The sequence below is a fragment of the Pseudomonas allii genome (assembly GCF_055380095.1).
In genome coordinates this window covers 2153543-2165973 of sequence record NZ_AP039450.1, presented here as the reverse complement: position 1 = coordinate 2165973, position 12431 = coordinate 2153543, and the positions used below count along the sequence as shown (strand labels likewise).

Here is a 12431-nt window from a genome sequence, read left to right as displayed (position 1 = left end):
GTTGCAGTTGCAGGAGAAGACGAAGAACTCGAAAAAAACCTGAATGTCAGCGTGAAATAATTTCCTGGCTGCCGTCCGGCAAGGTGCGCAGCGCCACCGGCAGAATGTGCGGCAAGGCCTTGAGCAAGGCGTCAGTGTCGTTGGCCTTGAACACGCTGGTCAGGCGCAGGTTGCCCACGGCCGGCGTGCTGACCCGCAGCGGTCGCTCACGATAGCGCGAGACTTCCCGGGCCACTTCGCCCAACGAAGCGTTGTTGAAGACCAGCTTGCCGGTACGCCAGGCTGTCAGTTCCTCAGTGTTCACCGCGTAGGCCGCGGCCACCCGCCCTTGGTTGTCGACATGGCTGCCCAGGCCCGCCGTCAGCGTCACCACCTTGTCCGGCGAGCGGCCTTGCACCTTCACGGTGCCGGCTTCGACCATGACGCGGGTCTGGTCGTCATCGCGGCGCACATCGAATCGCGTGCCGGTCACGGTCACCTGCCCTGCCCCGGCCGCCACGACAAAAGGCCGGCTGGTGTCATGTTCGACGCTGAACATCGCTTCGCCCTGCTTGATCTCGACGCCACGCCGACCTTTTTCGTAATGCACCGTGACGATGCTGCGGCTGTTGAGGTCCATCACCGAACCGTCGGGCAAGGCCACCTGGCGATGTTCACCCAGGCGCGTGCTGAACTCTGCGCTGTAGGGTTTGGGATGATCCAGCCCACTGAACAGGCCCAACCCCAGCGCTACGGTGATCACACTGGCCGCAACCGCGTAACGCAATACGGCGCGACGCTTGGGTCGTTCCAATGGGGCCTCGCATAGCACCTGCAAGCGTGCCGAGGGCAACAAGTCGGTGGCACTCCATAAGCCTTGCAGCACATCGAACTCGTATTGGTGATCGGGATGCTCGTTGCGCCAAGCATCAAAGCGTTGGCGCTCGGTGACGCTCAATTCGGCGTCTTGCAGGCGTACAAACCACTGCGCAGCCTCGTCTCTGGCACGGTTATCCATCATGGAAGATCCTTGAGTCATGGCGCCATCGCGTCCAGGCGGTCGCGCAAATGCCGCAGGGTGCGGATCATATACTTTTCCACCATGTTTTTAGACAGCCCCAGGCGGTCGGCGATTTCCTGTTGGGTGAGGCCCTCGATTTTCTGCCAGATGAAAATCCTGCGGCAATTGAGCGGCAGTTCGGCCAAGGCTCGCTCGATAGAGTCCGCCAACTGGATCGCGTGCATGAAATGCTCCGGGTCGCCCGCGTGCGGCGAGTGCTGATCAAAGGCTTGCAGGGTCATGGCCTCGCGACGGTCTTCGCGTCGAAAGGCGTCAACGGCAATATTGCGCGCCGTTTGATGCAGATAGGCCCGGGGTTGCTCAACCTCGGAGGATTTTGCCTCAAGCACCCGCACAAAGGTGTCGTGGGCCAGGTCCTCGGCCTGCTGGCGGTTTCGCAAGCGGCGTGTCCAGGTCCCGATCAACTCTTCGTAGTGTTCGAAAAAGCCTGTTCTGCGGGGCGGCTGAGGGATCATCGCGGGAGCACTGGTGAGGCGGGACGTGAATAGTAATGTTTCCTATTAAGTGGAGCAATTGCTGGCCGCCGTATGTCCTTAAAGCGATGTTGTACACCCCCCCTGTCTGAGCCGGCTGAGTTTCTCCCGGCTGCCGCACACGCTCATCTGGCACCACTTGCGCTGTTTGTTCTTGGAGATATCGAGGAACACCCAGTCGCAGTCGGTAGCGCTGCAACTGCGCAATGCGTGCAGATCACCGGAGACCAGCAATTGCGTGGCCTCGATGGCCAGGCGGCCCAGCACCATGGCCGTGAGCTCCTGCGCCGTGGTGCAGGCCATCCACGCCCAGGCAGGCTTGCCCTCGACAGAACGCAGCACCCGTCGCGCAGCGCCTTGCTGGAAAGTCTCGTTGATCTGCTGCAAGGCGTCGTCGGGCGCGGCAGCTTGCAAGGACAACGGGTAGAACACTGCGTACAGGCATTCCCTGAACGCAATGATCGCGTCGAGGTTGGGTTGATAGGCAATCGATGACTCAAACACCATCGGCTTGTAGTCATCGAACTCCTGGGCCGAGATCAACGACGCATGCAAGGCCCATTCAAAGAAGAACTGAAAACTGGTCAGCCGTTCTTCAATCACCTTGAGCGAAGTGCCGGGGCGCCGCCCATTGGTGGTATTGATAAAGTCCAGGACCCGGGCCCCGCCAATCAGACGGATAGATTTTGCAGTGCCCGTAAAATGTGTCATGCCTACTCCTGAAAAAACGCGTTCTCCCTGCGATGGCGCAGATTACCCTGTTTTTTCAAGTTGCAGACATGGTCCTCCCGGCGCAAAGCCGACGCAAAGACAGACGGCTAACCGCGACTGTCGTTGTGCCCCACCCAATCAAGAATCGCCTCGACAGACTGTTCCACCGAGAGCGCCTGGGTATTCAAGTGCACTTCCGGAAACACCGGCACGTCGTACTGGGAGTCGATCCCGGTAAAGTGCTTGATCAACCCCGCGCGGGCTTTTTTATACAGGCCCTTCGGGTCACGTTGTTCGGCGATTTCCAATGGCGCATCCACATGCACTTCCACAAAAAACTCATTGCCGATGATCGAACGGGCGTAATGCCGACTGGCCGACGAGGGTGAAATCAGCGCCACGATCACCATCAGCCCCGCCTCCATCATCAAGCGGGCCACTTCGGCGACCCGCCGGATATTCTCATCGCGGTCGCTGTCGGTAAAACCCAGGTCTCGGCACAGCCCACCACGCACCGAGTCGCCGTCAATGATGGCGGTCGTCCGCCCTTGCGCCTGCAGCGCGCTATCGAGCGCATCAGCGATGGTCGATTTGCCGGACGCCGAGATCCCCGTCATCCAGATGACCGCTGGCTTGTGCCCGTGTCCGGCGCGCCGATGGCTGAACGCAAACGCGTGCAGGTTCTGGCTTGGACTGTCTGGAAAATAACTCATGGCCGCTCGCCCTCCTTCGCCGCAACCGGCGGTTTACCCAACATGAACACCATCACGCATTGCACGAACAGCAACAGCGCAACCACCCAGTAGACCGTCGAGAACGACCCGGTAAGGTCCTTGGAAAAGCCACCCAGGAAGTTGCCGCACACCCCGCCCAAGCCGATCAGCACATTGGCGATGCCAAAGGCCTGGGTCAGCCGGCTGACCGGCACGATCTGCCCGATGTAACTGGGGACCAGCCCGAAAATGGGGTAGAACGCCAGCGCAAACAGGAACCCCGCCAGGTAGAACAGCGGGAGGCTGTTGAAACTGAACACCAGGGTGGCAGCCAGCCCTGCGCTGAGGAAACACATCGCCAGCGACGCCCGCACCCCGACCTTGTCGGCTATCCACCCCACCAGAAAGCCCGAGGCCATGCCCACCGCACCGATGGTGGTCCAGATAAACCCTGCGTCCTGTACCGAAACGCCCAATTCATCGCGCAGAAATGGCGCCAGGTACGTCTGGAACGGCAGCAATGCCATGCCATTGAGAAACGCGATGGCCCAGGTCAGGTACAGCGAGCGGCTGAGCCAGGGTTGCTGGCTGTCAAACGCGGCGGCGCGCACGCCGGCAAACCCGGTGTCCTGGCTTGCGGCCAGGTTGCGCAACAGAAACCAGGCCACCAGACACAGGGCCACCGAGATCAGGCCGGCGGTCAGCCAGATCGAGCGCCAACCGCCATTCAAGGTCAGGAACGACACCAGCAAGCCATTGATGAACACGCCATAGCTGGTACCACTGGAGATCAGCCCCATGACCCGCGAGCGATTGCCCGGGCTGAAGCCCTTGGTGACGATTTCCGCCAGCGGGATATACACCGAGGCGGAACAACCACCGAGCAAGATCAACAAGGCACCCGACAACCAGATGCTGTCGCTGACGCTCAGGCCCAGCAGCGCCAGGGACGTCATCACGGTGGACACCAGGCTGATTTTCCAGCCTTCGAAGAAACGGCTGATGTAACTGGTCACCGACGAAAACAGCAGGAAGCCGATCTGCGCGCCGCCGGTGATCAGGCCCACCGTGGTGTAGTCAAAGCCGATGTCGCGGCGCATGTCCACGACAAGGTTGGCGAACAGGTAAACCCCGAAACCATAGGTGCTGGCCACAAAGCCGGTGAGGACCACCGCCAGCACGACACTGTCCAGTGGGCGGGCATTGCTCTGTACGAGTGTGCTCATCAAGCCTCCCTATTCGGCGCGCGCAGTGTGGATGACGAAATCACAATCCATCATGTCGTAGTCACGCTCGAAATCACCGTAGCTTTGATGGTCGGTAAACCCGGACTTGAGCACTTCCCCCTTCAATTCCCCCGGCAACAGGGGGTAAACCTGCAGCCTGTACTGTTGCGCATCATCGAAGGAATAGATGAACTCACACAGGTGCTCATCGACCTGCCCCAAGCTCACCGAAGCGTTTGTACCGCAGTAATAGTAATGACCACTGGCTTTGAATTTACCGGCACGGATGGCGAAGAAGTTGCGCTGGTCCACAATCAGCAACCCGCCCGGCTTGAGCAAGGCCCTGAATTTCGCCAATACCCGCAATCGATCATGGGCTTCAAACACATGGCACAGCGAACTGCCCAGGCACACCACGGCGTCGAATTGACCCAACTCCTGCGGGTCCAGTGAATGCCAGTCGCGGTAATGGGACTGGATATCCAGGCCATGTTTGCGAAAGTTCGCCCGCGCCTTGGTCAACATGGTGCTGCTGCCATCGGTGGCGACCACCTCAAAGCCCGCCTGCTTGAGCTGGACGGCATGAAAACCACTGCCCGTCGAGACGTCGATCACCGACTGCACGCCGTGGCTTCGCAACAGGTTTTCAAAGAACCCGCCCTCCCCCGCCTTGCGTTTCTCCCAATCGATCAACTCATCCCACCGTTCGACAAATTCCGTCGAGTACTGCGTGGAGTAACTGGCCACGTCGTTGTGCTTGTTTCTGGTCATCTGATTCATGACGCACCTACCAGGTTGAATTCTTGAAGGACAGGTACTTGCTCGCCAACTCATGGGCAAACTCGGCGGACTGTTCGATGGACATGCTGTGCTTGGAGTACCCCAGCATCGATTGCATGACGGCCATGCACTGCGGGTTGTAGGTGACGGAACCATCGCAATGGATTTCGTCGATGCCATCCTGGCTCTGGCAGATGCTGTTGATGCGCACCGCCTCATCCTGTGGGCAGGCCTCGGAGAACAGCACCTCGATCCTCCCCTCGTGCAGTTGCACGGGATAGCCGCCCGGAAGCCCAAGCGGGCCAGGCGCATGCACCCGCACCGGCGTGGCTGAAAACAGCCCTTCGATCACCGTGACGGCGGAGCACGCCGTAAGGAACTGCCCGTCCACCCCGCCCAGGCGACGAAACTCGGATTTCACCGTAGAAAAAATCGCCTCGGCCGGCAGACGGGGTGCCTGTGGGCGGTCGCGCACTTCATACAACAGGCGGTAGCTGGCACGCGGTGGCAGGCCACCGCGCGGCACGTAGTGGCTGAAGTAATGCTGGGCGTACAGCTGCACCTGTACATCAGCCGGCGCGCACTCAAGTAACCGAGCGATGGAAAAACGTACCGCCGGAATCAGGTTGGCCACATTGCCCACGCCGATATCGGGAGCCAGGCCGACACGCGCCAGGATCGGGTTGACCGCATCGGGGAACGCCGCGTTGACGGTTTTGGCCGAGATGCCGGAGGCCTTCACCGCCTGCATCAGGCAGTGCATCAACGTCAGGTGCATGGGCAGCCAGGGCCCGAACTGGGCCTGGTCGAGCTTTTCGAACGACAGCTTGGGCAACCCGGCAATCACCCGCCACGACTGCAGCGACGCGCAGTTCACCAGCATGTCCGGGGCTTCTTCACGCAGCAACTGGGTCACCTTGCCGATGTCCGTAAGGTCGGCAATCACCGGCTTGATCGCAATGAATTGCCCCAGTTGCGCACACGACAGTGCCACCAGGTTGCACAGCCGGATCGTCGCCTCTTCATTGCGGCCCAACACCACAAATTCGAACGCGTTTTTTGGCCCGAGAATCTTGAGGATCTGCAAGCAGAGGTTGCCGGCGCCCACCAGCAGCAGTTTTTTCTTGCGCATCGAATGGCTCACCGTGGGTAGGCTCCGTTGTCGACCGAAATCACCCTGCCGGTGCTGTGACGCATGGCATCGCCGACCAGCAGCATGATGACCTCGGCGACGCCGCTGGGCCGGATCGGGTCCTTGAGGACCTCCTGGCGTGCGTACTCGGCGCGGCGGTATTCGGGGATGGTGTCGTAGATGGCGGTGTCATGGATCAGCGCCGGGGACACCACGTTTACCCGCACGAACGGCGCAAAGTTCCAGGCGTTGGCCTTCGTCAGGCCGATCACCGCCGCCTTGGTGGCGCCGTAGAGGGCATCGCAGCTGCCCACTTCACCGGCCACCGAAGCAATGTTGACGATGCTGCGCGGGGCTTCGTGGATCATTTCCCGTTCGGCGAAGTCCTTGGACAGATAGACCAGTGCCTTGAGATTGACGGTGAGGATCTCGTCGATCTGTTCATCGGAATAGGCGTAGACACTTTTACCGTGATAAAGCCCGGCATTATTGACCAGTCCATAAATAGTTGCATGGCGCTCATACAGCTTAGGGATAAAACCCTTGATAACCGCCATATCGGAAAAGTCTGCACTCTGCGCTTCGAATACTTCAGCGCCGTAGAGTCGCTGTAAAATATCTAGGCCTTCGGCATCCTTGTCGGCGCCAATAACGAAGTAACCCTGTTGAATCGCCATGTCCACAGTGGCCCGACCAATGCCGTTAGCCGCTCCGGTAACAATCAACTTCTTCATACAACCATCCTTATTGGCAAAATTCATTCATGCGCGCGTAGAAAGTCCGATGGTATTCATACATCGCTTTTAACTTCGGGTAGTGCTCAAAGGCGTTCATATCGATGTGTTGTTTATCCGGCGTCACAATGCGCTCACTGTTTTCCGCCGCAGCATGCCAACGACGCCAGGTTTTCCATTGTTGCGGGCACTCTCGCTTCCACGTCATGGCGTGCGGCAGAAATTCAATACCCAAGTAATCACATAACTTACGAATCACCCGCTCTGGTTCGGCGGCCAAATCATCAGCGTTAATTACATAGGGCACTTTGCCCGTGAGTTTGGTGACCACACAAAAGATGTCGTAGAGGGCTTTATGCCCAATGGCCTGCAGCGGCATATCCGGATGAACCCGATGATGGGAAATAATGCTGCTGGCCGGTTCACGAATAAGAAAGATATTGTCCTGTTGCGCAAGAAACCCACTGTCGACTTTCAAATCATCCAGGCAGTGGTAGCACATGTCTTTATGAAACACGTTGCTGCGCTCACGCGCGGTCAACAGATGCTGTTTTATACCCTGGTACGTCGTGGGCAAACTGTGATCCCACTCATCCGAAGGGATCGCCGAGTCTTCGGAAAACGCCATGTGCGCAAACGGCTCGTGGAAGACCTCAAAATCGCCCCGCTCGATAAACACACGTTCCAGCACGGTGGAGCGCGAACGTGGGTGTGCCCATAACCCGATCATCCGGTTCATGCGATCACCCCGAATTCGGCGGCCAGCAACGCGTTGAGCGCGCGCTTGAAGGGCTTGGTCACCGGGCAGAGCCGAACGCAGTAATCGGCCAGGCGTCGGTGCGCGCTGTTGGCCTCATTGCAGGCGTTGATAAACGCCTCGTGGTTGCCAAAGTCGTACGGCTCGATGCTGTCGACAAAGTAGGCTTCGTAAAAGTACGGGATACGGATCAGCTTGGCGAAAGTCGACGCGGGCGGTTTCTGTGGTCCGACGGCGGGCACCACCGGTTTGCCGTGGCTTTCGCGCTCGATGAGGAACTCCACCACATCCGGCGTCAGCGTGTAGCAGGTTGCCGCATGCCCGGTCTTTTCCAGGTGCCAGCAATGCTTGTTGCCTCGCTCGTCCACATCGACTTTGATGCTGGACAGCAGGGTTTGGACCGGCACACTCGTGGCCGCCACCAACGCCTGGACCTGCTCGTAGATCATCAGCTCGGCCCAGCGCAGCTCCTCGGCGCTGAATGCCAGGCCACGCTCCGCGGCCTGCAGCGTGAGTTCGGGCTGACAGGCGAAACGCCCGATCATGAAGGTGATCACGTACTTGCAGTGGGCAGTGTCGATGCCATTGCTGCGCGCGGTCGCCATGCCCCGCTCGATGGCCTGGATGCCGGCCTGGAACTGCGCAACCGTGAAGCAGAAGGTGACATTGATCGACGCCCCCTGGGCGACCAGTTGCTCGACCGTCACCAACCCCTCCAGGCTGCCCGGCACCTTGACCATCACATTCGGTGCCAGGCGATGCAGTTCCAGCCCCCTGACGGTCATGCGCTCGGTGCAACGCACATCCACAGGGTCGACCTGGGCTGAGATCCAGCCTTCGACCTGCGCGGATTGGACCCACAGCGGCTGAAGTGCCGCCGCCCCTTCGACAATGACCTCGTTGTACAACTGCTTGTGCAATTGGCTGGGCGTCAAGCTCGCCAGGTTGAAGCGCGACGACCAGTACTCGCGTTTTTCAAGGATAACGGCGGTCACCAGCCGGGGATTGGTGGTTACGCTGCACAAGCCCCGGGGCTGGGAGAAATCGTCTGGCATCAACGCATCTATATAAGCTGCGGCGGCCGGGTACTTATCCAGCAGGTGCTGTTTGTAAGGCAGGTAAACGGCAGGCGATGAATCCCACCATAGCTGTGAAGATTGATCGTTGCGTTTAAGTCTTTCCAGGTAACCCAGTGTGTTCACAACGCCTCCTCCCTGAGTAATAAGATCAATTAAAAATCGCCAGTACTTCACGCATGTCGGCGATCGGTAATGCGCCGGCAGCCGCCAACTGTGCACGCCGGTGCGGTGGACCAAAACCCAAAACCCTTATATTGGCAGCGACGGCCGCCTGAATACCCGTAACACTGTCTTCAATAACCAGCGCATCAGTAACGGCAATATCGTAAGTGTCACAAGCCGTCAAAAACACCAACGGATCTGGCTTCCAGCGACCCAGTTCATAACAACTGAATATTCGCCCTTCGAAATAAGAAAACAGACCGGCAATACGCAAGCAGTGTTCTATCTTGCTACGGGGTGCGCTGGAGGCAACGCAGTACGGGACCTGCAAACTGTCCAGCACTTCAACAATCCCATCCGTCGCTTTTAAATCAAGCGTCAAGGCATCCAGCGCGCACTGACGAAAGTGTTGCTCAAACTCATTATCCAAATGAATATCTAAAATACATTCAGCTTCACGCAAACACTCCGCAATTCTGCGTCCGCGGAAGTGTTCGATAAAACGTGTCACATCAAGTGTCGCACTGCCAGGTGCACGTGCATTTAGCATGGAGATCAACACAGACAGGGTGATCTCTTCACTTTGGACGAGTACACCGTCGCAATCGAAGATCACTAACTTCGGCATGCCAACTAAGGCAGCGGTTTTTCCCTGAACTGGTAGTTCCCCTATATCGGCCGAAAGGCACATAGATACCTCTTGTAAGTGGCCCCGCGATGACGTCCGAACTACCAACGGAGCGGGTTGAGGTGTGCCTATAAGACACGCGGACAAAAAGCCTGTCAAACGCTTTTAAGCGGTTTTTTAGTATCTTATGGTTATTTTTTATAGTTCTGTTATTCCATTTTTCACCATGGTTGTAGTCGCTAAATTCACACGGCTGAACTTCCCTTGCGCAGCGTCAGTCAGCTACTTGAACTCACGAAATAAAGGTCGGTGAGCAATGCGTATCTCGTTGGAGCAACAAGTGGCGCTGGTAACCGGCGCCAGTTCCGGAATCGGCGCCGGCGCGGCCAAGGCTCTGGCACACGCCGGAGCGGCCGTGGTGCTGAATTACAACAGCCAGGCTGCCCCCGCCGAGGCATTGGCCAAGCAGATCAACGCCGAGGGTGGCCGGGCGATTGCCATCGGCGCCAACGTATCAATAGAAGAAGAGGTAGAACGGCTGTTTGCCCAGGCCCTGGATGCCTTCGGCCACCTGGACATCCTGGTGGCCAACTCCGGCCTGCAGAAGGACGCCAACCTGGTGGACATGAGCCTCGACGACTGGAACACCGTGATCGGCGTCAACCTCACCGGCCAGTTCCTGTGTGCCCGTGCCGCCGTGCGCATCTTCAACCGCCAGGGCGTACGCGATGGCGTATCGCGGGCAGCCGGCAAAATCATCCATATGAGCTCGGTGCACCAGTTGATCCCCTGGGCTGGGCATGTGAACTACGCGGCGTCCAAGGGCGGCGTGGAGATGCTGATGCGCACCCTAGCGCAGGAAGTCAGCGAACAGCGTATCCGCATCAACGGCATCGCACCGGGGGCGATCCGCACCGCGATCAATCGCGCAGCCACTGAAGGCGCCGCAGAGAAGGAACTGCTGAAGCTGATTCCTTATGGACGGGTCGGCGATGTGGAAGACGTGGCCAACGCCGTGGTGTGGCTGGCCAGTGATGCGTCCGACTACGTCGTGGGCAGCACACTCTTTATTGATGGCGGCATGAGCCTGTATCCGGAGTTTCGTGGCAATGGTTGATTTGAAGAGCGAACAACAAAGCCCCATCGATGCCCACGGCATCATCGGTGATATGCGCAGCGCGGCACTGGTGAACGACAAAGGCAGCATCGACTTCTTCTGCTGGCCGGAATTCGACAGCCCGTCGGTCTTCTGCTCGCTGCTGGACAGCCCCGATGCCGGCATCTTCCAACTCACCCCAGACCTGCCCAACGCGCGTCGCGAGCAGATCTACCTGCCCGACACCAACGTCCTGCAAACCCGCTGGCTCAGCGACGACGCCGTGGTGGAGATCACCGACCTGCTGGCCATCAGCGAAGAAATCGACGACCTGCCGCTGCTGATCCGCCGGGTGCGGGTGGTCAGCGGCAAGGCTGAGATTCATCTGCGCTGCGCCGTGCGGCATGACTATGGGCGCACGCCCACACACGCCACCCTCGACAACGGCACCGTATGTTTCAGCGCCGATGGCCAGCCCGGCCTGCGCCTGTCCGCCAGCCATCCGCTGCAGATCGAGGACAGCGCTGCAGTGGCCCGCTTTACCCTGGACCAGGACGAAGGTGCCGAGTTCGTCCTCGGCGGCCAGGACGATGAACGCGTGGACAGCGGTTGCACCGACCTGGCCCTGGCGCACACCTTGAAATTCTGGCGCGGCTGGATCGCGCAATCGAACTACCGAGGGCGCTGGCGCGAAATGGTCAACCGCTCGGCCCTGGCGCTCAAGCTGCTGACGTCGCGCAAACATGGCGCGATCATCGCCGCCGCCACCTTCGGCCTGCCGGAAAGCCCCGGTGGAGAGCGCAACTGGGACTATCGCTATACCTGGATCCGCGATGCGTCGTTCACCGTCTACGCCTTCATGCGCCTGGGTTTTGTCGACGAGGCCAACGCCTATATGCGCTGGCTCAAGGGCCGCGTCAGTGACTGCTGCGGCCAGCCGACCAAGATCAACATCCTCTATGGCATCGACGGTCGCCAGGAGCTGCCGGAAGCCGAGCTGGACCACTTCAAAGGCCACGGCGGCGCCCAGCCGGTGCGCATCGGCAATGGGGCATTCGACCAGATCCAGCTGGACATCTATGGCGAGCTGATGGACGCGGTGTACCTGGTCAACAAGTACGGCGAAGCCATCTCCCACGAAGGCTGGAAGCACACCGTGGAAGTCGCCGACCAGGTCTGCGAAATCTGGAACACCCAGGACGTGGGCATCTGGGAAATGCGCGGCGAGCAGCACCACTTCCTGCATTCGCGACTGATGTGCTGGGTAGCGCTGGACCGTGCCATCCGCCTGGCGTCCAAGCGTTCACTGCCGGCGCCGTTCGCGCGCTGGGACCAGACCCGCCAGGCGATCTACGCCGACATCTGGAGCAACTTCTGGAACGAGGAGCGCGGGCATTTCGTGCAGCATATCGGCAGCACGGCGCTGGACGGTTCGATGCTGCTGATGCCGCTGGTGCGCTTTGTCGCGGCGACCGATCCGCGCTGGCTCTCGACCCTGGAAGCGATCCAGAAAAGCCTGGTGCGCGACGGCATGGTCTACCGCTACCGCAACGACGACAGCCAGATCGACGGACTGCAAGGTACCGAAGGTGCGTTTGCGGCCTGCTCGTTCTGGTACGTCGAATGCCTGGCCCGCGCCGGTCAGGTCGAAAAAGCCCACCTGGAATTCGAACAACTGCTGCGCTACGCCAACCCCCTGGGTTTGTACGCCGAAGAGTTCGACAACCAGGCACGGCACCTGGGCAATACGCCCCAGGCCCTGAGTCACCTGGCGTTGATCAGCGCGGCGACGTTCCTGGACCGCAAGCTCAGCGGGGAGAAAACCACCTGGCAACCCTGAAATAGCCTGTGCACAATGGGCAGCCCTCCAGGCCACGGAC

At 59.5% G+C, this 12431-nt stretch carries 13 protein-coding genes; 2 read left to right on the top strand and 11 right to left on the bottom strand.

Going from position 1 to position 12431, the window contains the following annotated elements; genetic code table 11:
- Positions 1–46: 46 nt before the first annotated feature.
- The 11 genes from ACZ445_RS09950 to ACZ445_RS09900 all read right to left on the bottom strand — a co-directional run bounded on the left by ACZ445_RS09950 (position 47) and on the right by ACZ445_RS09900 (position 9518).
- Positions 47–1000 carry a FecR family protein gene (locus ACZ445_RS09950; RefSeq protein ID WP_058426410.1) on the bottom strand — a complete coding sequence of 318 codons (954 nt, stop codon included), beginning with the start codon at positions 998–1000 and terminating at the stop codon, positions 47–49.
- Between the two features lie 14 nt (positions 1001–1014).
- Positions 1015–1515: a sigma-70 family RNA polymerase sigma factor gene (locus ACZ445_RS09945; protein WP_058426409.1), complete on the bottom strand. Its 501-nt coding sequence runs from the start codon at positions 1513–1515 to the stop codon at positions 1015–1017.
- Between the two features lie 78 nt (positions 1516–1593).
- A complete protein-coding gene (locus ACZ445_RS09940) occupies positions 1594–2244 on the bottom strand; it encodes a CGNR zinc finger domain-containing protein (RefSeq protein WP_058426408.1) in 651 nt (216 codons plus the stop codon).
- 107 nt (positions 2245–2351) lie between these two features.
- The gene (gene cysC / locus ACZ445_RS09935) at positions 2352–2957 is read right to left on the bottom strand and encodes an adenylyl-sulfate kinase (protein WP_058426407.1); all 606 of its coding nucleotides are present in this window, start codon (positions 2955–2957) and stop codon (positions 2352–2354) included.
- The gene (locus tag ACZ445_RS09930; protein ID WP_058426406.1) at positions 2954–4183 is read right to left on the bottom strand and encodes an MFS transporter; all 1230 of its coding nucleotides are present in this window, start codon (positions 4181–4183) and stop codon (positions 2954–2956) included. Before ACZ445_RS09930 ends, cysC begins: the two co-directional genes overlap by 4 nt.
- 9 nt (positions 4184–4192) lie before the next feature.
- Complete coding sequence (locus ACZ445_RS09925; protein WP_464708255.1) at positions 4193–4963, bottom strand: class I SAM-dependent methyltransferase; 771 nt, start codon at positions 4961–4963, stop codon at positions 4193–4195.
- Between the two features lie 7 nt (positions 4964–4970).
- Positions 4971–6107, bottom strand: coding sequence for a Rossmann-fold NAD(P)-binding domain-containing protein (locus tag ACZ445_RS09920; RefSeq protein WP_464708254.1), 1137 nt, complete (start codon positions 6105–6107; stop codon positions 4971–4973).
- The gene (locus ACZ445_RS09915; RefSeq protein ID WP_179028911.1) at positions 6104–6829 is read right to left on the bottom strand and encodes an SDR family oxidoreductase; all 726 of its coding nucleotides are present in this window, start codon (positions 6827–6829) and stop codon (positions 6104–6106) included. The genes ACZ445_RS09920 and ACZ445_RS09915 overlap by 4 nt, the downstream gene beginning before the upstream one ends.
- Positions 6830–6839: 10 nt before the next feature.
- Positions 6840–7568 carry a sulfotransferase-like domain-containing protein gene (locus ACZ445_RS09910; protein ID WP_179028912.1) on the bottom strand — a complete coding sequence of 243 codons (729 nt, stop codon included), beginning with the start codon at positions 7566–7568 and terminating at the stop codon, positions 6840–6842.
- Entirely contained in the window at positions 7565–8788 is a 1224-nt protein-coding gene (locus ACZ445_RS09905) for a transaldolase family protein (RefSeq protein ID WP_464708252.1), read from the bottom strand. The genes ACZ445_RS09910 and ACZ445_RS09905 overlap by 4 nt, the downstream gene beginning before the upstream one ends.
- A 25-nt stretch (positions 8789–8813) precedes the next feature.
- Complete coding sequence (locus ACZ445_RS09900) at positions 8814–9518, bottom strand: HAD family hydrolase (RefSeq protein ID WP_464708251.1); 705 nt, start codon at positions 9516–9518, stop codon at positions 8814–8816.
- A gap of 253 nt (positions 9519–9771) precedes the next feature.
- On the opposite strand from ACZ445_RS09900, the gene ACZ445_RS09895 reads away from it, so the two are divergent.
- Together ACZ445_RS09895 and ACZ445_RS09890 are read left to right on the top strand one after the other, a co-directional pair.
- Positions 9772–10572 (top strand): glucose 1-dehydrogenase, encoded by an 801-nt coding sequence (locus ACZ445_RS09895; RefSeq protein WP_058426400.1) that lies wholly within the window; start codon positions 9772–9774, stop codon positions 10570–10572.
- Positions 10565–12391: a glycoside hydrolase family 15 protein gene (locus tag ACZ445_RS09890; RefSeq protein WP_464708250.1), complete on the top strand. Its 1827-nt coding sequence runs from the start codon at positions 10565–10567 to the stop codon at positions 12389–12391. Before ACZ445_RS09895 ends, ACZ445_RS09890 begins: the two co-directional genes overlap by 8 nt.
- Positions 12392–12431: the final 40 nt, after the last annotated feature.